The sequence below is a fragment of the Gordonia humi genome (assembly GCF_014197435.1).
GTDB lineage: Bacteria > Actinomycetota > Actinomycetes > Mycobacteriales > Mycobacteriaceae > Gordonia > Gordonia humi.
Genome location: NZ_JACIFP010000001.1, coordinates 2,577,640 through 2,598,671 on the forward strand (window position 1 = coordinate 2,577,640; position 21,032 = coordinate 2,598,671).

The window sequence follows — 21,032 nt, forward strand, 5'->3', positions numbered from 1 at the left end:
GAAGTAACCAATGACTGCAGCAGTCACCGACTCGTCCGCGGGTGCCGCTTCGGCGACCGCGGGTCGTGTCGCGCGGGTGATCGGCCCCGTCGTCGACGTGGAGTTCCCGCGCGGCGCCGTACCCAACCTGTTCAACGCCCTGCACGCGGAGGTCTCCCTCCCCGCCGTCGCCAAGACGCTGACGCTCGAGGTCGCCCAGCACCTCGGCGACAATGTGGTGCGCACCGTCTCGATGCAGCCGACCGACGGCCTGGTCCGCGGTGCGGCCGTCGTCGACTCGGGCAAGCCGATCTCGGTTCCCGTCGGCGACGTCGTCAAGGGCCACGTCTTCAACGCTCTGGGCGACTGCCTGGACGCGCCGGGCACCGGTCGTGACGGCGAGCAGTGGGGCATCCACCGCAAGCCGCCGGCCTTCGACCAGCTCGAGGGCAAGACCGAGATCCTCGAGACCGGCATCAAGGTCATCGACCTGCTGACCCCGTACGTCAAGGGCGGCAAGATCGGTCTGTTCGGCGGTGCCGGTGTCGGCAAGACCGTTCTGATCCAGGAGATGATCACCCGTATCGCCCGCGAGTTCTCCGGCACCTCGGTGTTCGCCGGCGTCGGTGAGCGCACCCGTGAGGGCACCGACCTCCACCTCGAGATGGAGGAGATGGGCGTTCTCCAGGACACTGCGTTGGTGTTCGGCCAGATGGACGAGCCGCCCGGGACGCGTATGCGCGTCGCCCTCTCGGCCCTGACCATGGCCGAGTACTTCCGCGACGTGCAGCACCAGGACGTGCTGCTGTTCATCGACAACATCTTCCGTTTCACCCAGGCCGGTTCCGAGGTCTCGACCCTCCTCGGTCGTATGCCGTCGGCCGTCGGCTACCAGCCGACGCTCGCCGACGAGATGGGTGAGCTGCAGGAGCGCATCACGTCGACCAAGGGCCGCTCGATCACCTCGCTGCAGGCGATCTACGTCCCCGCCGACGACTACACCGACCCGGCGCCCGCGACCACGTTCGCCCACTTGGACGCCACGACCGAGCTCTCGCGTCCGATCTCGCAGCTGGGCATCTACCCGGCCGTGGACCCGCTGACCTCCACCTCGCGCATCCTGGAGGCCTCGATCGTCGGCGACGAGCACTTCCGCGTCGCCAACGAGGTCAAGCGCATCCTGCAGAAGTACAAGGAACTGCAGGACATCATCGCAATCCTCGGTATGGACGAGCTCTCCGAAGAGGACAAGGTCACGGTCAACCGTGCCCGTCGTCTGCAGAAGTTCCTCGGTCAGAACTTCCTGGTCGCCGAGAAGTTCACCGGCCAGGTCGGTTCGGTGGTCCCGCTGTCGGAGACCATCGACGCCTTCGACCGCGTGTGCAAGGGCGAGTTCGATCACCTGCCGGAGCAGGCGTTCAACAGCTGCGGTGGACTCGACGACGTCGAGGCCGCAGCCAAGAAGATCGCCGGAAAGTAGTCACCGAGCATGGCTGACAAGACTTTCCGACTCGACGTGGTGGCTCCCGATGCCCAGCTGTACTCCGGTGACGCCTCGATCGTGGTCGCACAGACCACGGTCGGGCAGATCGGCATCATGGCCAACCACGAGCCGATGCTCGCCGAGCTCGCACCGGGTGGCTGCGTCGTCCTGACCGACGACGCGGGTGTCCGTAAGGCTCTCGCGGTGCAGGGCGGATTCCTGTCGGTCACGGCCGACACGGTCACCGTGCTGGCCGAGGCCGCGCAGTTCTCCGACGATGTCGACGTCGCCGCCGAACGCGCCGTCCTCGACTCCGCGGCCGAGGGCAGCGAGGACTTCCTCCGCGCCAAGTCTCGGGTGCGGGCCGTCGAAGCCGTGAGCTGATCCGGCGACGACGGAACAGGTGTGAACGAGCGAACAGCCGTCCTGCAGAACGCAGGGCGGCTGTTCGCGTATTTTCATAGGTGAGGGAGCGAGGAGGTTCGACCCGATGCCGATGTGGGCATGGATTCTGGTTGCAGTCGTACTGTTCGGGTTGATCAACCTCGGGCTGCTGCTGTACCGGCTGCGGATGGTGAGACTCGCCGGCACACCCGTGCTGCTGCGTGCGCTGCCCGCGGAGGCCGAGGAGGGCTGGCGCCACGGAGCCGTCCACTACACCGATGACGCGATCGCCTACTACCAGCTGACGTCGATCAAGCTGGGTCCGTCGGTGAACCTGTCCCGCCGGCGTATCGACGTGGGCGCGCGGCGCGGCCCGGTCGGCACCGAACACGAGATCATGGAGCCCGACGCGGTGATCGCCGAAGTGATCGTCGGTCGGCGTGGGCAGGGCGGCGCGTACGAACTCGCGATGGCCCCCGCGGCCATGACCGCCTTCCAGTCGTGGCTCGAGGCGCGGGCCCCGCGCCGTGCGCGGCGTCGTCCCGCGGCCTGACCCCGCTCGTCGAGACGCTCAGCGTGTTCGTTGACCGCCGGGAACCCATTTCACGTCGGTGACACCCGCGCGCACATTCGCGACGCGACCCAGGATGAACAACAGGTCCGACAGCCGGTTGAGATACTTCGCGGGCAGGACGCTGGTGTCGTCGGGAGCCGAGTCGATCGCCGCCCACGCGGCACGCTCGGCCCGTCGAACGATCACACGCGCCTGATGCAGGTGCGCCGACAGGGCGGTTCCGCCCGGCAGGATGAACGAGTCGAGCGGTCGGAGCTCCTCGCCGAACGCGTCGCACCATGATTCGAGCGCGTCGATGTACTCGGCCTCCACACGCAGCGGCGGATACTTCGGATCGTCGACCACAGGCGTCGAGAGATCGGCGCCCGCGTCGAAGAGATCGTTCTGCACGGTGGTCAGGACGGTCCGGATGTCGTCGGGCACGTCACCGGCCACGGTGAGCGCGAGACCGATCGCGGCGTTGGCCTCGTCGCAGTCGGCGTAGGCGACCACGCGGAGGTCGGTCTTGGGCACGCGAGAGAAGTCGGAGAGGCCGGTGGTGCCGTCGTCGCCGGTCCGTGTGTAGATACGTGTGAGGTGCACTGCCATACCTGGCAACCTACCCGGTGGCCGATACACTGTGCCGGTGAGCGATCGTTATGTGGTGTCGGGTGGGGCCCGCCTGGTCGGCGAGGTGGCCGTCTGGGGAGCCAAGAACAGCGTGCTGAAACTGATGGCGGCCGCGCTGCTGGCGGAGGGACGGACGGTACTGACCAACGCACCGCGGATCGCCGACGTCCCGTTGATGGCCGACGTGCTGCGTGGTCTCGGCGCGTCCGTGGAGATCTCCGGCGACACCGTGACGATAGACACCCCGGCCGAGCCCGACTATCACGCCGACTTCGACGCGGTGAAGCAGTTCCGCGCGTCGGTCTGCGTCCTCGGCCCGCTGATGGCGCGGCGCCGTCGAGCCGTCGTCGCACTGCCCGGCGGCGACGCCATCGGATCCCGCCCACTCGACATGCACCAGGCCGGTCTGCGTGCGCTCGGCGCGCACAGCGAGATCGAGCACGGCTGCGTGGTGGCCGCCGCGGAGAGCCTGCACGGTGCGGAGGTGATCCTCGACTTCCCGTCGGTCGGCGCCACCGAGAACATCCTGATGGCGGCGGTTCTCGCCGACGGCGTCACGACGATCGAGAACGCGGCGCGCGAACCCGAGATCGTCGACCTGTGCCTCATGCTCACCGAGATGGGCGCCCGCATCGACGGTGCGGGTTCGCCGACGCTGACGGTGACGGGCGTCGACGGACTCCATCCCACCACGCACCACGTGGTCGGCGACCGCATCGTCGCAGGCACCTGGGGCGTGGCCGCCGCGATGACCCAGGGCGACATCACGGTCAAGGGCATCGACCCCGAGCATCTTCGGCTCGTTCTCAAGAAGCTCGAGGGAGCCGGTGCGCGAGTCGAGCGATTCGACGACGGCTTCCGCGTCGTGCAGGACTCGCGGCCGACGGCGGTCAACACCGCGACGCTGCCGTTCCCCGGATACCCGACGGACCTCCAGCCCATGGCCATCGGACTCGCGACCGTGTCGGACGGACTCTCCGTCGTGACCGAGAATGTCTTCGAGGCGCGCTTCCGGTTCGTCGAAGAGCTCGTCAGGCTCGGGGCGGACGCCCGCACCGACGGTCACCACGCCGTGATCCGCGGGGTCGAGAGGCTCTCGAGCGCCCCGGTCTGGTCGTCCGACATCCGGGCCGGTGTCGGCCTGGTTCTCGCCGGCCTCGTCGCCGACGGCGACACCGAGGTCCACGACATCGAACACATCGACCGCGGCTACCCGAACTTCGAGGAGCAACTGCGCAGCCTGGGCGGGACCATAGCGCGCATCACCGGCTGACCGCTACCTGTCCGAACGGACAGGTAGCGCCCTGAACTCTCGGACCGACTCCGTGCGCTGCAGGTCAGGCACCCTTGTTCGGCCTGTGTCCCAGAGCACACGCTGGTGAGGACCCAACCGGCAACCGCACAGGAGTCCTCATCTCATGGCCATCGAGCTGAATCAGATCTGGGAGTTCCCGATCAAGGAGTTCCACCCCTTCCCGAAGGCGAAGCTGGGCGTCGGCGCCCACGACATGCTGGGCGTGGAGGCCAAGGAACTCGGCATGACCCGCGTCCTGCTCATGACCACCGGCCTGCGCGGCTCGGGGATCATCGAGGAGTTGATCGGCAAGATCGAGTACCAGGGCGTGGACGTCGTCCTGTTCGACGACGTCGAGTCGAATCCGAAAGACTACAACGCGATGGACGCCGCGGCCCGCTACCAGTCGGAGAAGTGCGACGGCATAATCTCGGTCGGCGGCGGATCCAGCCACGACGCGGCCAAGGGCGCTCGCATGGTGATCGCCCACGACGGCCGTAACATCAACGAGTTCGAGGGCTTCTCCAAGGCCACGAACAAGGAGAATCCGAAGCACATCGCCGTCTCGACCACGGCGGGCACCGGCTCGGAGACCTCATGGGCGTATGTGATCACTGACACCTCCGACATGGAGAAGCCGCACAAGTGGGTCGCGTTCGACGACACCTGCCTGGTGGACCTCGCGATGGACGACCCGCTGCTGTACTACACCTGCCCGGAACACTTCACCGCGTTCTGCGGCTTCGACGTCCTGGCCCACGCGAGTGAGCCGTTCGTGTCACGGCTGGACTTCGAGCCGTCGCTCGGCAACGCCAAGTACTCGATCGAACTGATCACCAAGCACCTGCGGACCGCCGTCTACGATCCGCAGAACCTTGAGGCGCGTGCCGGGATGATGCATGCGCAGTACATCGCGGCGCAGGCGTTCAACTCCGGTGGACTCGGATTGGTCCACTCGCTCTCACACGCGGTCAGCGCCTTCTTCGACAGTCATCACGGACTGAACAACGCGATCGCCCTGCCTCGAGTCTGGGAGTACAACCTGCCCGCGCGGTACGAACGCTTCGCCGAGATCGCGTCGTTGATGGGCGTCGACACCCGCAACATGACGACGGTGCAGGCCGCGGACGCCGCCGTAGAAGCAGCGATCCGCCTGTCGAAGGATCTGGGCATCCCGGAGAACTTCGGCTCGCTGACCGGCGACAGCTACGACAAGAATCGGATGGGCACCGGAAAGTACGCAGACCGCGGCACCCGCATCGACACCTCGGACGCGACGGTCAGGGCGATCTCCGAGCACATGATGGACGACTGGTGCACGCCGGCCAATCCGCGTGAATGCACTGTCGAATCGCTGATCCCGATGGTCCGCCACGCCTTCACCGGCGCGTACTGAACAGAACCGGTCGGGACCCGCGCGGCGGGTCCCGACCGCGTCGGTGATCACCGACACGGCACCGCGGACACCGGCCACCACCCATCCCGAATCTCTTGCGAGGCACCATGAGCGACACCCGTTTCGACACCGCCGCCGGACTGGCGGAGGCTCTGGCCGGCGAAGGCTATCTGATCGACGACGACCTGGCCGTCGTCGTGCACCTGGCGACGATCCTGGATCGGCCGCTGCTTCTGGAAGGCCCCGCGGGCGTCGGTAAGACCGAACTGGCCAAGGCACTGGCCGCGGCGTCCGGCCGCGAGCTGATCCGACTCCAGTGCTACGAGGGTCTGGACGACTCCCGCGCGCTCTACGAGTGGGACTACGCCCGCCAACTGCTGCATGTGCAGATGCTGCGCGACCGGATCGGCGCCGAACTCGCCGAGTACGACACACTGGCCGCCGCGTCGGCGGCGCTGGCGCGCACCGAGGTCGGCGTGTACACCGAAGGCTTCCTGGTCCCGCGCCCGCTCCTGGCCGCGATCGTCTCACCGGATCCGACGGTCCTGCTCGTCGACGAGATCGACCGCACCGACGAGGCGATGGAGGCGGTGATGCTCGAGGTGCTCGCCGAACGCCAGGTGACCGTCCCCGAACTGGGCACCTTCACCGCGCGGTCGGCGCCGTGGGTGATCCTCACCTCGAACGACACTCGCGAGCTGTCGGCCGCGCTCAAACGCCGCTGCCTGCACTTCCAGGTGGAGTACCCGTCCGCCGAGCGGGAGGCGAGAATCGTCGCGGTTCGGGCGCCCGACGTCGAAGAGTCGGTGATCGCCGACGTCGTCGACCTCGCCCGTCGGCTCCGTGAGCTGCCCCTGCGCAAGAGCCCGTCGATCGCGGAGGTCATCGATGCGTCCCGGGCGGCGTCGCATCTCTCGCCGACCGATCCGGCCCTGATGTCGTTGCTGGTCAAGTTCGGCACCGACCTCGACCATGTGCGACGCGCGTTCGCCGAACCCGCGCGGACCCGTGCCGACGACCGCGGAGTGAGTGCGGGCCAGGCGTTCGGTGCCGCTCGTGCCCACAGCGCCGCGGCGCGGGGCTGACCGGAATGCTCAGCGGAGGCGACATCGGCGCCCGGCTGCTCGACACGGTCGCGTCGACGTTCGGCCGTGCGCTGCGCGCCGTCGGCGTCGGCTGCTCGCCCGCCGAGGTCATCGAAGTCCGACGGGTGCTCGCGCTGGTGGGGGCCGACGATCTCGCCCGGCTGCGGGTCGCGTTGCGCAGTGTCAGCGTGAAGTACGACTTCGAACGAGCCGGATTCGACCTCGTCTTCGATGCGTTCTTCACCGACGACGGCCTCGTCGCGGCCGGCCCGGACGAGTCGCCCCGCACCAGGGGCGTCGCAGCCGATCTGCCGGACGAGATCGACTGGGACGAGGAGTTCGCGGGCACCGCACGACGGATCGGCGCCGACGAGCACACGGTCGAGATCGGCGACCTCATGATCGACGACCCCGACGCCCGAGAGCGCCACGGCGAGAGCGCACACCGCGAGGACGACGACTTCTCGGTGTCCTCGGGGGCCGAGGAACTGCAGGTCGACACCGACGCGTCGAACGCCTCCGGCGGGGTGACGTACACGGTGGAAGTCGACAACGCCGACTCCGCACAGGTCGGGGAGCTGACCGGATCGGCGGTCCGCGTCGAGGGGGCGACGTTGAATCTGGCCGACGCCGCGGGTCTCCTGGCCGTACTCGACGCGTCGGACGGCCGCAGCGCGTACGGAGCCGACGATGCGGACGTGCTCGACGATCGGCGCCGCGAACAGTTGCAGCGGGCCCTCGAGGACTTCGTCGACGCGCTCACCGCGCGGTTGGCCGACGCAGTGGTTCCCGACGGACCGACGGCGAGCGTGCAGCCGCGGGTGCATCGCGACCAGGCCGACCTCGACCGAGCCTGTCATCGGCTGGTGCAGCGGATGCGCGGTGCGCCGCGATCGGTGGCTCGGTTGACCGACGGCGGTCGGCTCGACGTCCGGGCCACTCTGCGCGAGTCCGCGCGTACCGACGGCGTGCCGGCCGAGCTGTGGAGACGTGTCCGGGTTCCCGGTCCCGTGCGGCTGCTCGTGCTGGTCGACGTGTCCCTGTCGGTGCGGCCGGTAGCGGGGTTCGTCCTGCGGCTGGCTCAAACGCTGCACAGGCACGGCAACCGTTGTGAGGTGATCGCCTTCGTCGACCGACCGATCCGCGTGACGCCCGAGTTGCGTGTCGCCGACCCGGACGCCGCGCTGTCGGCGGTCCTGGCCGCCGACGGGCTCGACCTGTCCGCGACCAGCGACTACGGCCGGATGTGGGATGAGACGTCGACCCGATACGGTGATCTGATCACCGGACGGACCAGTGTTCTGGTGGTCGGAGACGCCCGCAGCAACGCCTTCGACCCGCGGGTGGACCTGTTCGAGTCGATCGCCCGCCGCGCGCACCGCGTCGCGTGGTTGACTCCGGAACCGTCGCGTTACTGGACCCAGACCGGGTGCGCACTGGCCGACTACGCGGAACACTGCTCGGGGGTGGTCAGTGCCCGCGACGGCGCGGAACTACTCGACAAGTGCGACGATCTCGGCGCGGCACTGCGGTGAGGCGGTACGGTCTGTCCACACGAGGAGGTGCGGTGCCATGAGCGGTGTGAGCAGGACGCGGGCGGGGGCCGGCGTGTCGAAGTTCCACACCCCGGAGATCGTGTCGGGGCGGGGCTCGTTCCCGGAAGCGGCGACGGCCATCGGCGGTCTCGGCGTCCAGCGGCCGCTCGTGGTCAGCGACCGGACCATCGAGCAGACACCCTGGTTCGGACGGCTGATGGCCGATCTCGGTGAGCAGGGTCTGCGGCCCGCGGCGTATCTGGGAGTGTCGCCGAATCCTCGGGCGCACGAGGTGGCCGACGGATTCGCCGCCTACCAGGCGCACGACGCCGACGGTCTGGTGGCACTCGGCGGCGGCTCGGTGATCGACGCGGCGAAAGGCGTGGCCGTACTCGCCTCCAACGGCGGGTCGATCCTGGAGTACGAGGGGATCGACATGGTGGGCAGACCGCTTCCACCCCTGGTCACCGTGCCGACGACCGCGGGCAGCGGCGCGGACGTGTCCCAGTTCTGCATCGTGAACGATCCGGCACGGCGCACCAAGGTGACGATCATCGGCCGGACCCTGGTCCCGAACGTCACCGTCATCGATCCCACGCTGCTCACCACGGTGTCGCCCGAGGTCACCGCGCAGACCGGGATGGACACGTTGACGCACTGCATCGAGGCGTACGTCTCGCTTGCTCACGGGCGACTGACCGACTCGCTCGCGACAGAGGCGCTCACCGGTGTGTGGACCAACCTCGAACGGCTCGTCGACGATCCCGCGGACACCGGCGCGGGGGAGGAGATGTCGCTGGCGTCGTTGCGGGCCGGGATGGCGTTCACGAATGCCATCCTCGGCGCGACGCATGCGATGAGCCACCCGGTGGGAGGACACTGCGATGCGCCGCACGGCACGATCAACTCGGTGCTGCTCCCGCATGTGATCCGGTACAACGCCACGGTGTGTGCCGACGACTTCGTCCGGCTCGCCGATGCCGTCGGCCTCTCGACCAGCGGCGATCCGCGCACCGTCGCCGATCGCCTCGCAGACGCCGTCGGTGCTCTGGCGGCGCGTGTCGGCATGCCCGACACGCTGTCGCCGTTGGGTGTGCGCGCCGCCGACCTCGATCTGTTGACCTCGCACGCACTCGCCGACTCGTGCATGATCACCAATCCGCGCCGACCCGAGACCTCCGGAATCGTCGACCTGTATCGGCAGGCCCTGTAACCGTGGACTCCGACTCCGATCCCGACCTCGCATCGCTCGTCGGGCTGCGCACCGTCAAGGCGGGACACTATGCGCAGTTCCGCGGCTTCCAGGCCAGGCTGAGCCGGGTGATGCTCGCGCTGGAAGGGATATCGAAGGCTCTCGTGCGGACCACGGACGGTCCCGAGGCCCTGGTCGTCGAGGTCGTCAAGACGGTGCGCGACCACCTCGGTGCGGACTGGGTCGTGTTCGCCCTCGCCGACGGCCGACTCGTCGGCACCGGACCGCGCCATCTGATCATCGACTCGGACGGGGCGCTCCTGGCGTTCGAGGGGGCGAGCGTCGCGCAGCCGCCCGGCGCACTGCCGGACGTGGTGCTGAACCGTCTCAACGACGTGCTGCGCGGCGAGGTCACGGTGCTGCACGCGCCGATCGCGGACGAGAATCACGTTCACGTGCCGGTGGAACTCGACGGCGACGTGGTCGGCGGCCTGTCGGCGTGGACGCGCCAGGACCGCCGGATCGACCCGTCCGATCTGACCGTGCTGCGGATCCTCGCCGGGCAGGCGACGGTCGCCCTGGTGAACTCGTCCCTGTTCCTCCAGATCCGGCGTCGCGCCGAGGAACTCGCCGACCGCAACGACGAACTCGTCCGCACCCAGCGTGAACTCTGGGCGGCCCGCCGCACGGCCCTGCTGGGCGCCGAACGCCAGCGGATCGCGCGCGAACTGCACGATTCGGTGGGCCAGTCGGTGCTGTCGGCGGGGCTGCAGATGGAACTGTGTCGCGGCGACGTCGGCGGAGAGGGCGCACAGCGGCTCGACAAGGCCGTGGCCCTGACCCGGGACGCGATGGAACAGCTGCGCGGGGCGATCTACGCGCTCGCGCAGTCGGGCGGGACATCGGCGGACGTGGTCGACACGCTTCGGGAGCTGTGCTCACTGCACATGCCGCCGGACGTCGATGCGACGGTCTCGGTCCGCGGCCGGACTCGTGAGCTCAGCGGCGACGTACAGCACGCGGTCCTTCGCATCGCCGGGGAGGCGCTGTTCAATGCCGCGCTGCACGCGCGGGCGACGAGGGTCGCCGTGACCCTGAACTACGACGACGCCGGAGTGCGCCTGCTGGTCGACGACGACGGGATCGGCGACCCGGTCGCGCTGCGGACCGTGATGCGCGCGGCCGAACGAGGCGATGTGACCTCGGGACGGCACCGAGGACTGGCGAACATGGCGTCGCGCGCCACCGAACAGGGCGGTGAGTTCGCCATTCGACGATCACGACTCGGCGGTGTGCGGATCGTGGCGCATGTGCCGACCCCGGCGGAGGAGGACGCGTGACCGGTGACCAGGACAGACCGATCAGGACGGTACTCGTCGACGACCACGCCCTCCTCAGGGAAGGGCTCCGGTCGTTGTTGGACCGGGACACCGCCGTCGAGGTGGTGGGCGAGGCGGACTCGTTCGTGTCCGCGCTCGCCGAGATCGCTCGATGCCGACCGGACGTGGTCGTGGTGGATCTGAAACTCACGGCGGGCGCCGACTACGAGGGTCTGCGGCTGATCGAGGAGATCAGCCGGGTGCATCCCGCGGTGGCGTCGCTGGTCCTCACGACGTTCCTCGACGACGACCTCGTGATTCGTGCGGTCCGGGCGGGTGCGCGCGGCTACGTGGTCAAAGACGTGGACACGACCGAACTCGTGCGGGCCGTGCGTGCGGTGGCCACCGGTGGGAGTGCTTTCGACCCGCGGAGCGCGACGAGCGTTCTGCGGACGGTGTCGGGCGCGCGGGACGGGGTTCTCGATCTCACCGATCGCGAACGCGATGTGCTCAAGTCGTTGGCGGCGGGCAAGTCGAACGCCGAGATCGGCGGGCTCCTGTTCATCTCCGAGTCGACGGTCAAGTTCCACATTCGAAATCTGATCCGAAAGCTGGGAGTCAGCAATCGGACCGATGCGGTCTACGTGGCGAGCAAACGGGGACTGGTCTGACCCGGCCGTGACGATCGATCACTGCCGGGGTCGGTCGAGGATCAGCCAGCCTCCGTGATCGACGACGACGTCGGCGTCGAGTCCCGCACTGATCCACGGTGCCGCCCATTCGTGCAGATCCGCCTCGGACAGTCGCTGCCGATGCCCGAAGTGCTCGGCGGGCTCGTCTTCGAAGGGGACGGCGATCACGACTCGTCGCCGCGCGACCCGAAGTGCCTGACCGATGGCGGTCTGCACGTCCGACGGCGCGAGATGCTCGAGAAGATGGACCAGCGTGACCGTGTCCGCGCCGCCGTCCGGGTAGGGGAGGGCACGGGCGTCCCCTCGCCTGGTCCGCACGTCGAGACCGAGCCGTCGACCCGCGCGGTCGAGGAGGACGAGCGCCGCCGGACAGATGTCGCACGCGTCGACGCGCCATCCGTCCTGTGCGCACTGCAGGGCCAGCAGACCGAAGCAGCAGCCGACCTCGAGGACCGACGTCCCGACGAGAAGCGACCGCGCACGTCGGTGGACCGGCGCGAACTCGGCCGTGCCTGCGCGGAGTGCGGTCAGCGAGTTGGTGAAGAACGCCGACCATCCGTCATCCGCAGTCGGACCGCTCGTGGAGATCAACCCCGTCATCGCCGACTCGAACTCGTCCTGCCCGACCACGACGCCGTCGTCCACTAATCGCGCGACGGCGCGGACAGCCGAGTCGTCGCTGATGGAGTCCACGGTGAGACAGTGACCGATCGTCACCTCGTGACCGTCGACGCGCCACCCGAGGGCGCCGGCGCGGGTGAAGTCCGCGGGCAGGACATCGAACGCGCGGACGTCGATACGCCGTCGGAGAGACGGCCGGCGGAGCTCTGTGATGGTCATGTCTCGACGCTAGGAGCGGTCGTCGCGCGCGGTAACTGACCGTTCGGGTCGATCTCCTGTCCGTTCGGCTAGGCCGCACCACGCTGGCGTCCCTGTGACCTGGTGATTTGCTCTGGCTGGGGAATCTGCGTAACTTATGTCGAGTCAGCGCGGCTCCGGCCGCGCCGGCATCGACTACCCCCCCATGTCCGCGATTATGACTTCGCGGTCGGGTCGAGTACAGTCGAGAAGCGCCCAAAGCGAACATGAACGTTCTCCCCTGGAAACAGTGAATGAACCTCAGGTTTGCCGAGGGTATTCCAGTCTGGTAGGTTGGAAGAGTTGGCCTGAAACGGTCGATACACAATGAAATATGTTCACTGGAGGTCGACCCGACCATGTCGGGGTGGTGCTGGTGGGTGTGTGTTCTTTGAGAACTCGATAGTGTGTGACAGAAATTTTCTTGTGCCACATAAAGATTATTTTTTGTGGCAGGAAAACTATTTTGTGAACAAACATGACACGGCCGTGTGGTTGTGTCGTGTTGTTTGATGATTGTTATTCTTGTCAGTTTTTTGGATTTGGTCAGGCTTTATGCTTTCTGGCTTGTGTTGAAAACTGTGTTTTCAATATTTTTTGTTGGAGAGTTTGATCCTGGCTCAGGACGAACGCTGGCGGCGTGCTTAACACATGCAAGTCGAACGGAAAGGCCCCTTCGGGGGTACTCGAGTGGCGAACGGGTGAGTAACACGTGGGTGATCTGCCCTGCACTCTGGGATAAGCCTGGGAAACTGGGTCTAATACCGGATATGACCTGATGCTGCATGGTATCGGGTGGAAAGCTTTTGCGGTGTGGGATGGGCCCGCGGCCTATCAGCTTGTTGGTGGGGTAATGGCCTACCAAGGCGACGACGGGTAGCCGACCTGAGAGGGTGATCGGCCACACTGGGACTGAGACACGGCCCAGACTCCTACGGGAGGCAGCAGTGGGGAATATTGCACAATGGGCGCAAGCCTGATGCAGCGACGCCGCGTGAGGGATGACGGCCTTCGGGTTGTAAACCTCTTTCGCTAGGGACGAAGCGCAAGTGACGGTACCTGGAGAAGAAGCACCGGCCAACTACGTGCCAGCAGCCGCGGTAATACGTAGGGTGCGAGCGTTGTCCGGAATTACTGGGCGTAAAGAGCTCGTAGGCGGTTTGTCGCGTCGTCTGTGAAATTCTGCAACTCAATTGCAGGCGTGCAGGCGATACGGGCAGACTTGAGTACTACAGGGGAGACTGGAATTCCTGGTGTAGCGGTGAAATGCGCAGATATCAGGAGGAACACCGGTGGCGAAGGCGGGTCTCTGGGTAGTAACTGACGCTGAGGAGCGAAAGCGTGGGGAGCGAACAGGATTAGATACCCTGGTAGTCCACGCCGTAAACGGTGGGTACTAGGTGTGGGGTCCATTTCACGGATTCCGTGCCGTAGCTAACGCATTAAGTACCCCGCCTGGGGAGTACGGCCGCAAGGCTAAAACTCAAAGGAATTGACGGGGGCCCGCACAAGCGGCGGAGCATGTGGATTAATTCGATGCAACGCGAAGAACCTTACCTGGGTTTGACATACACCAGACGCGCATAGAGATATGTGTTCCCTTGTGGTTGGTGTACAGGTGGTGCATGGCTGTCGTCAGCTCGTGTCGTGAGATGTTGGGTTAAGTCCCGCAACGAGCGCAACCCTTGTCCTGTATTGCCAGCGGGTTATGCCGGGGACTTGCAGGAGACTGCCGGGGTCAACTCGGAGGAAGGTGGGGATGACGTCAAGTCATCATGCCCCTTATGTCCAGGGCTTCACACATGCTACAATGGCGCGTACAGAGGGCTGCGAGACCGTGAGGTGGAGCGAATCCCTTAAAGCGCGTCTCAGTTCGGATTGGGGTCTGCAACTCGACCCCATGAAGTCGGAGTCGCTAGTAATCGCAGATCAGCAACGCTGCGGTGAATACGTTCCCGGGCCTTGTACACACCGCCCGTCACGTCATGAAAGTCGGTAACACCCGAAGCCGGTGGCCTAACCCCTTTGTGGGAGGGAGCTGTCGAAGGTGGGATCGGCGATTGGGACGAAGTCGTAACAAGGTAGCCGTACCGGAAGGTGCGGCTGGATCACCTCCTTTCTAAGGAGCACACAACACTCTCGTGCTGTCCTCGAACGCAGGATGGGCGAGTGTGTGTTCATGGGTGAAACACAAGAAATCCACGCCTGCGGCGGGCACCCTGGTGGTGCCGGTCGTGCTGGTGAGCATCGATGTGGTGCTTGCTGGTGGTGGGGGTGTGTCGGGTGACCGGCATGCTGGGATGTCACACGCTATCGGGGTTCTGAGGGAATACACTGGGTGTGTTTCTTCGTGCTTGCTGGATGTCCGCGCACGTGTTGTGTGGTGGGTCGGGTGGGTGTGTGTTGTTTGAGAAGTAGATAGTGGATGCGAGCATCTTACATGTAAGGTGTGTATTGCAATTTCAATGAAAATGTGATGTCCACATTCGTGTCACAGTCGACTGTTTCCCGCACTTGTGGGGGTGGTGGTTGTGGTGTGTTTGTGGGTGTTGTTGTAAGTGTTTTAGGGCGTTCGGTGGATGCCTTGGTACCAGGAGCCGATGAAGGACGTGGTAGGCCGCGATAGTCCTCGGGGAGTTGTCAAACGAGCTGTGATCCGAGGGTGTCCGAATGGGGAAACCCAGCACGAGTTATGTCGTGTTACCCACTCGTGAATGTATAGCGGGTGTGGAGGGAACGTGGGGAAGTGAAACATCTCAGTACCCATAGGAAGAGAAAACAAGAGTGATTCCGTGAGTAGTGGCGAGCGAAAGCGGATGAGGCTAAACCATGCGTATGTGATACTCGGCAGGGGTTGTGCGTGTGGGGTTGTGAGGGCATTATGTCATCGTCTGCCGGCGGTGGGGTCAGTAAAAAATTGTTGTGTTAGGTGAAGTGGCTTGGAATGGTCTGCCGTAGTGGGTGAGAGTCCCGTAACCGAAAACGCGATGACTGGCTTTAGTGTTTCTCAAGTAGCAGCGGGCTCGTGGAATCTGCTGTGAATCTGCCGGGACCACCCGGTAAGCCTAAATACTTTCTGGTGACCGATAGCGGACTAGTACCGTGAGGGAAAGGTGAAAAGTACCCCGGGAGGGGAGTGAAATAGTACCTGAAACCGGACGCTTACAATCCGTCAGAGCCCTCTATTGTTGTGGGGTGATGGCGTGCCTTTTGAAGAATGAGCCTGCGAGTTAGTGCTCAGTGGCGAGGTTAACCCGTGTGGGGTAGCCGTAGCGAAAGCGAGTCTGAATAGGGCGTGTAGTCGCTGGGTCTAGACCCGAAGCGGAGTGATCTACCCATGGCCAGTGTGAAGCAGCTGTAAGAGGTTGTGGAGGCGCGAACCCACTTCAGTTGAAAATGGAGGGGATGAGTTGTGGGTAGGGGTGAAAGGCCAATCAAACTCCGTGATAGCTGGTTCTCCCCGAAATGCATTTAGGTGCAGCGTCACGTGTTTCTTACTGGAGGTAGAGCTACTGGATGGCCGATGGGCCCTACTAGGTTACTGACGTCAGCCAAACTCCGAATGCCGGTAAGTGAGAGCGTGGCAGTGAGACTGCGGGGGATAAGCTTCGTAGTCGAGAGGGAAACAGCCCAGATCGCCGGCTAAGGCCCCTAAGCGTGTACTAAGTGGAAAAGGATGTGGGGTCGCTTAGACAACCAGGAGGTTGGCTTAGAAGCAGCCATCCTTGAAAGAGTGCGTAATAGCTCACTGGTCAAGTGATCCTGCGCCGACAATGTAGCGGGGCTCAAGTACACCGCCGAAGCCGCGGCACTCACACGAGAACATCGGCAGGTTTTCCTGTCTAGTGGTGTGGGTGGGTAGGGGAGCGTCCTGCATCCGTGGAAGCGCCGGAGTGATCTAGGTGTGGAGGGTGTGGGAGTGAGAATGCAGGCATGAGTAGCGAAAGACAAGTGAGAAACTTGTCCGCCGAATGACCAAGGGTTCCTGGGCCAGGTTAATCCGCCCAGGGTGAGTCGGGACCTAAGGCGAGGCCGACAGGCGTAGTCGATGGACAACGGGTTGATATTCCCGTACCCGTGCACTCGCGACAAGTGGTGAATCATCTGTACTAACCATCCAAAAGCTGCTGTGGCTTTCTTCGGATTGTTGTGGTGGTGGCTGCATGGGACCTTGGGTGTAGTAGTCAAGCGATGGGGTGACGCAGGAAGGTAGCTGGGCCAGTCGTTGGTTGTGCTGGTGTAAGCCTGTAGGACGGGACATAGGTAAATCCGTGTTCTGTGTGTCTGAGAGGTGATGCGTAGCCGTTGTGGTGAATTCAGTGATCCTATGCTGCCGAGAAAAGCCTCTAGTGAGTTGGTGCATGGCCCGTACCCCAAACCGACACAGGTGGTCAGGTAGAGAATACTAAGGCGATCGAGTGAACTGTGGTTAAGGAACTCGGCAAATTGCCCCCGTAACTTCGGGAGAAGGGGGACCATTGCTGGTGAAGGACTTCGCGTCTGGAGTTGGTGGTGGTCGCAGAGACCAGAGAGAAGCGACTGTTTACTAAAAACACAGGTCCGTGCGAAGTCGTAAGACGATGTATACGGACTGACGCCTGCCCGGTGCTGGAAGGTTAAGAGGACCGGTTAACCACTTTGGTGGTGAAGCTGAGAATTTAAGCCCCAGTAAACGGCGGTGGTAACTATAACCATCCTAAGGTAGCGAAATTCCTTGTCGGGTAAGTTCCGACCTGCACGAATGGCGTAACGACTTCTCTGCTGTCTCAACCACAGGCTCGGCGAAATTGCAGTACGAGTAAAGATGCTCGTTTCGCGCGGCAGGACGAAAAGACCCCGGGACCTTCACTATAGCTTGGTATTGGTGTTCGGTACGGTTTGTGTAGGATAGGTGGGAGACTGTGAAGCGTGCACGCTAGTGTGTGTGGAGTCGTTGTTGAAATACCACTCTGATCGTATTGGGCTTCTAACTTCGGACCCTGATCGGGTTCAGGGACAGTGCCTGGTGGGTAGTTTAACTGGGGCGGTTGCCTCCTAAAGTGTAACGGAGGCGCCCAAAGGTTCCCTCAGCCTGGTTGGCAATCAGGTGTTGAGTGTAAGTGCACAAGGGAGCTTGACTGTGAGACGTACGTGTCGAGCAGGGACGAAAGTCGGGACTAGTGATCCGGCACCGGCGTGTGGAAGCGGTGTCGCTCAACGGATAAAAGGTACCCCGGGGATAACAGGCTGATCTTCCCCAAGAGTCCATATCGACGGGATGGTTTGGCACCTCGATGTCGGCTCGTCGCATCCTGGGGCTGGAGTAGGTCCCAAGGGTTGGGCTGTTCGCCCATTAAAGCGGCACGCGAGCTGGGTTTAGAACGTCGTGAGACAGTTCGGTCTCTATCCGCCGCGCGCGTGTAGAAACTTGAGGAATCCTGTCCCTAGTACGAGAGGACCGGGACGGACGGACCTCTGGTGTGCCAGTTGTTCTGCCAAGGGCACGGCTGGTTGGCTACGTTCGGAAGGGATAACCGCTGAAAGCATCTAAGCGGGAAGCCTGTTCCAAGATGAGGTTTCTTGTCAACACTTTTGTGTTGGGTAAGGCCCCCTAGAGATGATGGGGTTGATAGGCCAGAATTGTGAGCGCAGTAATGTGTTGAGGTGACTGGTACTAATAGGCCGAGGGCTTACATACAATGCTCACACACTTTGTTTGGTTGTTTGCATCCACTATTTGCTTCTGAGGCAACACACGATTTGTTTGTGTGTGTCTTGTGTTTTTACGGTGGTTTTAGCGGTGGGGGAACGCCCGGTCCCTTTCCGAACCCGGAAGCTAAGCCTGCCAGCGCCGATGGTACTGCACTTTAGTCAGTGTGGGAGAGTAGGACACTGCCGTAATTTACTTGGTGGGGCCCCTGATCTGTGACAGGTCAGGGGCCCACTGCTTTGTACGGACTTCCGGCGGCCGACTTCATCGGTCGCCGGTCGGATCACCGCCCGCCCGATCGACAGCGGTCTCCGCGTCCAACGCCCTCAACGCCGGCTTGTCGATCTTTCCCACCGGATTCTTCGGCACGTCGCCGAGCTCGATGATCTCCACGGGCTGCTTGATCTTGGCGAGCTGGTCGCGAAGTGAAGCCTCGATGTCAGTCGTGGTGGTCGTCGCCCCGTCCCGGAAAGAGACGTAGGCGACCGGGACTTCGCCGAGGACGTCATGCGGACGGCCGATGACAGCGGCTTCGAAGACGTCGGAATGACGATAGATCTGGTTCTCGATCTCCTTCGGATACAGATTCTCGCCGCCACGGATGATCATGTCCTTCACCCTGTCGACGAGCTGAAGATAGCCGTCGTCGTCGACCCGACCGACATCGCCGGTGCGGAGCCAGCCGTCCACGATGGTCTCCGCGGTGGCGTCCGGTCGGTTGAGGTACCCGGCCATGACCACGTCGCCGGCGATCAGGACTTCGCCGGACTCGCCGCGAGGGACGTCGCGCAGCTCCGCATCGACGATCCGTATGCGTTGACCGGGGAGCGCGGGCCCCACGGTACCCGGCTTACGGAGCCCCTCCACCGGGTTGATCGCGGAGGCGGTCGTGGTCTCCGACAGACCGTAGCCCTCGACGATCGGCACGTTGTACCGATCCTCGAACCGTGCGATGAGTTCGGTGGGCATCGGAGCGGCCCCGCAGATTCCGAAACGCAGTGACGTCGTATCCGGGACCACGTCGTCGGGCAGCCCCGCCAACATCGCATAGATCGCGGGCACCGCCGAGAAGTACGTCGGTCGGTGCGCCTGGACGGCGGGGAAGAACGCGTCGGGTCGGAATCGCCCGACGACGGTGGCTCGGCCACCTGCTCGCAGCGGTGCGAGGGTTCCCAGAACCACTCCGTTCGCGTGGAACAGCGGAAGGACGAGCAGACTGTGATCGTCGGCGGTGAAGCCGAAGTGGTCGACGAACGTCGACGTCATCGCATCGATGTTGCGATGGGTGATCATCACGCCCTTCGGCGTGCCTGTCGTGCCCGCGGTATAGATGAGCAGCGCCACATCGTCCGGGTCGAGTCCGGCTGGAGTCGGAACGGGGTCGCCCGCGACGAGGTCGGTGCACTCGACGAGGCCGACACCGGGGATGTCGAGATCGACGCCCGGTTCCACGACGACGGTGCGGGCTGCCGCATCCGAGACTTGAAACCCCACCTCCGGAGCAGCGAGCGCGGGATTGATCGGGGTGACGGCCGCGCCGAGACGCCACGCCGCGAACAACGCTATGACGAGCTCGACCCGGTTCGGCAGAAGCAGTCCAACGACCTCGCCGGACTCGACCCCGGACGATCGGAGCCGCCCAGCGGCGCGGGCGACGGCGTCGGCGAAAGCGCGGTTGTCCAGGACCATCCGATCATCGGTCAGAGCGGGCGCGTCCGGCGCCGTCGCGGCACGCGAATCGGGAAGGGCCGCTACGACGAGGGTCACCGCTGCACCGTGACGACGGGAGTCGAGATGAATCCGAACGAGGAGAGCACGCCCTCGAGCTCACGGTGCCCGAACGCCTGGCATCCCGAGGCGAGACCGACGCGCTTCGGCGCCTGCTGCAAGAGGCTGTACGCCGCGTACGCCTGTAGAAGACCCGTCTGCTGGTAGTTGCTGTTCCCGTGGATCACGACGTGTGCTCGTCCCAGCGGTCCGGACGCATGCACCGAGTCGAGCGACTTGTGCGTGCGCGGGTTCTCGCGAGGCGGGATCGTGTTCATCACCTGTGCGGCGACCGCGTCGAGGGCGGCGTCGCGCTCGACGGGGGTCATGTCCTTCGTCTTCTCGAGAGCGTCGGCGACGATCAGCGGGACGTTCTGCATCAGTGCCGCGTTGAAGACGCCGCCCTGTGCCTTGCAGGTCGCGACGCGTGGATCGTTCTTGAACCAGACCGGATGGGACGTTCCGCCCCACGGCAACGATTGAGCGAGCTCGTGCTGGCCGGGAACGATGAGCGGCACCAGTCCCTGTGCGGGATCGAAGGGGACGTACTCGTTCTCCGCCAGGTGGTAGGCGGCACCACCCGCCGCGTTGACGAGGATCGTGCGCGTCGACGCGATAGTGGGACTGCCGCCCCAGAACACGGCGATGTCGAGGGTGTCGAGACCCGGCGTCTCGAGTGCGATCTGTGCGGCGATCTCACCGGTGGTGTACATCTGCGCGATGCCCGGGGCGAGGAGCAGCCCGGCGTCCGCGAACTGAGATCCGTAGTTCTGCTCGCAGTGCAGAAGCCAGTCCTGCTCGCCGGTCGTGTCCGTGTAGTGAGCGCCCACCGCGAGCGCTGCCTCGACGACGGGGTCGGCGAGCTTCATGAACGGCCCGACCATGTTGAGGATCACCGAACTGCCGCGGAACAGCTCGGTCAGTGCCTCGACGCTGTGCTCCGTCTCGACCACCTCGTAGTCGGCGGTCTCGATGCCCGGAACGTGTGCGTTCATCGACTCGGTGAGTGTGGCGGCGCTGCGACCGGCCGCGGTGAACGGCACGTTGTACTGGCGGAGGAATTCGCAGACGAGGCGGCCGGTGTAGCCGGAGGCTCCGTAGACGACGACTGGTTTAGTGCTCATATGATCAGCTCCTGATTGACTTCGTGCAGTGGATTGCGTGTGCGGTGGGGCG

General features: G+C 64.5%; 14 protein-coding genes and 3 rRNA genes. 13 read left to right on the plus strand and 4 right to left on the minus strand.

The window, feature by feature from the left end; translation table 11 throughout:
- Nucleotides 1–10: 10 nt before the first annotated feature.
- The 3 genes from atpD to BKA16_RS11750 all read left to right on the plus strand — a co-directional run bounded on the left by atpD (nt 11) and on the right by BKA16_RS11750 (nt 2,399).
- On the plus strand, nt 11–1,459 hold the full coding sequence (gene atpD / locus BKA16_RS11740) for a F0F1 ATP synthase subunit beta (protein WP_183370830.1): 1,449 nt from the start codon (nt 11–13) through the stop codon (nt 1,457–1,459).
- Between the two features lie 9 nt (nt 1,460–1,468).
- Nucleotides 1,469–1,846 carry a F0F1 ATP synthase subunit epsilon gene (locus tag BKA16_RS11745; protein WP_183370831.1) on the plus strand — a complete coding sequence of 126 codons (378 nt, stop codon included), beginning with the start codon at nt 1,469–1,471 and terminating at the stop codon, nt 1,844–1,846.
- A gap of 106 nt (nt 1,847–1,952) precedes the next feature.
- Nucleotides 1,953–2,399 (plus strand): DUF2550 domain-containing protein, encoded by a 447-nt coding sequence (locus BKA16_RS11750; protein ID WP_183370832.1) that lies wholly within the window; start codon nt 1,953–1,955, stop codon nt 2,397–2,399.
- Between the two features lie 18 nt (nt 2,400–2,417).
- On the opposite strand, the gene BKA16_RS11755 is transcribed toward BKA16_RS11750, so the two are convergent.
- Complete coding sequence (locus BKA16_RS11755; RefSeq protein ID WP_183370833.1) at nt 2,418–3,008, minus strand: cob(I)yrinic acid a,c-diamide adenosyltransferase; 591 nt, start codon at nt 3,006–3,008, stop codon at nt 2,418–2,420.
- Nucleotides 3,009–3,045: 37 nt separating this feature from the next.
- Here BKA16_RS11755 and murA point away from each other — a divergent pair, with 37 nt between their 5' ends.
- The 7 genes from murA to BKA16_RS11790 all read left to right on the plus strand — a co-directional run bounded on the left by murA (nt 3,046) and on the right by BKA16_RS11790 (nt 11,521).
- Nucleotides 3,046–4,302, plus strand: coding sequence for a UDP-N-acetylglucosamine 1-carboxyvinyltransferase (murA, locus tag BKA16_RS11760; RefSeq protein WP_183370834.1), 1,257 nt, complete (start codon nt 3,046–3,048; stop codon nt 4,300–4,302).
- A gap of 145 nt (nt 4,303–4,447) precedes the next feature.
- Complete coding sequence (mdo, locus tag BKA16_RS11765) at nt 4,448–5,719, plus strand: NDMA-dependent methanol dehydrogenase (RefSeq protein WP_183370835.1); 1,272 nt, start codon at nt 4,448–4,450, stop codon at nt 5,717–5,719.
- Between the two features lie 107 nt (nt 5,720–5,826).
- Nucleotides 5,827–6,804, plus strand: coding sequence for a MadB family AAA-type ATPase (locus BKA16_RS11770; protein ID WP_183370836.1), 978 nt, complete (start codon nt 5,827–5,829; stop codon nt 6,802–6,804).
- Nucleotides 6,805–6,809: 5 nt separating this feature from the next.
- Entirely contained in the window at nt 6,810–8,339 is a 1,530-nt protein-coding gene (madC, locus tag BKA16_RS11775) for a MadC family VWA domain-containing protein (RefSeq protein ID WP_183370837.1), read from the plus strand.
- A 37-nt stretch (nt 8,340–8,376) separates the two neighbouring features.
- Nucleotides 8,377–9,552, plus strand: a complete 1,176-nt coding sequence (locus BKA16_RS11780) for an iron-containing alcohol dehydrogenase (protein WP_183370838.1) — start codon at nt 8,377–8,379, stop codon at nt 9,550–9,552.
- Between the two features lie 2 nt (nt 9,553–9,554).
- Nucleotides 9,555–10,871 (plus strand): MadS family sensor histidine kinase, encoded by a 1,317-nt coding sequence (locus BKA16_RS11785; RefSeq protein ID WP_343067386.1) that lies wholly within the window; start codon nt 9,555–9,557, stop codon nt 10,869–10,871.
- Nucleotides 10,868–11,521: a MadR family response regulator transcription factor gene (locus BKA16_RS11790; protein WP_183370839.1), complete on the plus strand. Its 654-nt coding sequence runs from the start codon at nt 10,868–10,870 to the stop codon at nt 11,519–11,521. Before BKA16_RS11785 ends, BKA16_RS11790 begins: the two co-directional genes overlap by 4 nt.
- Nucleotides 11,522–11,539: 18 nt before the next feature.
- On the opposite strand, the gene mftM is transcribed toward BKA16_RS11790, so the two are convergent.
- Nucleotides 11,540–12,382 carry a mycofactocin oligosaccharide methyltransferase MftM gene (gene mftM, locus BKA16_RS11795; protein WP_183370840.1) on the minus strand — a complete coding sequence of 281 codons (843 nt, stop codon included), beginning with the start codon at nt 12,380–12,382 and terminating at the stop codon, nt 11,540–11,542.
- 615 nt (nt 12,383–12,997) lie between these two features.
- Here mftM and BKA16_RS11800 point away from each other — a divergent pair.
- The 3 genes from BKA16_RS11800 (at nt 12,998) to rrf (ending at nt 18,280) form a co-directional block, all read left to right on the plus strand.
- Nucleotides 12,998–14,519 (plus strand): 16S ribosomal RNA (locus BKA16_RS11800).
- Nucleotides 14,520–14,952: 433 nt separating this feature from the next.
- Nucleotides 14,953–18,077, plus strand: a 23S ribosomal RNA gene (locus BKA16_RS11805).
- An 86-nt stretch (nt 18,078–18,163) separates the two neighbouring features.
- Nucleotides 18,164–18,280 (plus strand): 5S ribosomal RNA (gene rrf / locus BKA16_RS11810).
- Together the 16S, 23S and 5S rRNA genes form the textbook arrangement of a ribosomal RNA operon.
- A gap of 73 nt (nt 18,281–18,353) precedes the next feature.
- Here rrf and BKA16_RS11815 read toward each other — a convergent pair.
- On the minus strand, nt 18,354–19,856 hold the full coding sequence (locus BKA16_RS11815; RefSeq protein WP_343067387.1) for a class I adenylate-forming enzyme family protein: 1,503 nt from the start codon (nt 19,854–19,856) through the stop codon (nt 18,354–18,356).
- A complete protein-coding gene (locus tag BKA16_RS11820; protein WP_183370841.1) occupies nt 19,853–20,980 on the minus strand; it encodes a DUF5938 domain-containing protein in 1,128 nt (375 codons plus the stop codon). Before BKA16_RS11820 ends, BKA16_RS11815 begins: the two co-directional genes overlap by 4 nt.
- Between the last annotated feature and the right edge of the window lie 52 nt (nt 20,981–21,032).

Bases quoted from the DNA above. Each gene is read 5' to 3' on its own strand.
- atpD (WP_183370830.1), top strand. From the start codon at position 11: ATGACTGCAGCAGTCACCGACTCGTCCGCGGGTGCCGCTTCGGCGACC.
- BKA16_RS11745 (WP_183370831.1), top strand. From the start codon at position 1,469: ATGGCTGACAAGACTTTCCGACTCGACGTGGTGGCTCCCGATGCCCAG.
- BKA16_RS11750 (WP_183370832.1), top strand. From the start codon at position 1,953: ATGCCGATGTGGGCATGGATTCTGGTTGCAGTCGTACTGTTCGGGTTG.
- BKA16_RS11755 (WP_183370833.1), bottom strand. From the start codon at position 3,008: ATGGCAGTGCACCTCACACGTATCTACACACGGACCGGCGACGACGGC.
- mdo (WP_183370835.1), top strand. From the start codon at position 4,448: ATGGCCATCGAGCTGAATCAGATCTGGGAGTTCCCGATCAAGGAGTTC.
- BKA16_RS11770 (WP_183370836.1), top strand. From the start codon at position 5,827: ATGAGCGACACCCGTTTCGACACCGCCGCCGGACTGGCGGAGGCTCTG.
- madC (WP_183370837.1), top strand. From the start codon at position 6,810: ATGCTCAGCGGAGGCGACATCGGCGCCCGGCTGCTCGACACGGTCGCG.
- BKA16_RS11780 (WP_183370838.1), top strand. From the start codon at position 8,377: ATGAGCGGTGTGAGCAGGACGCGGGCGGGGGCCGGCGTGTCGAAGTTC.
- mftM (WP_183370840.1), bottom strand. From the start codon at position 12,382: ATGACCATCACAGAGCTCCGCCGGCCGTCTCTCCGACGGCGTATCGAC.
- BKA16_RS11820 (WP_183370841.1), bottom strand. From the start codon at position 20,980: ATGAGCACTAAACCAGTCGTCGTCTACGGAGCCTCCGGCTACACCGGC.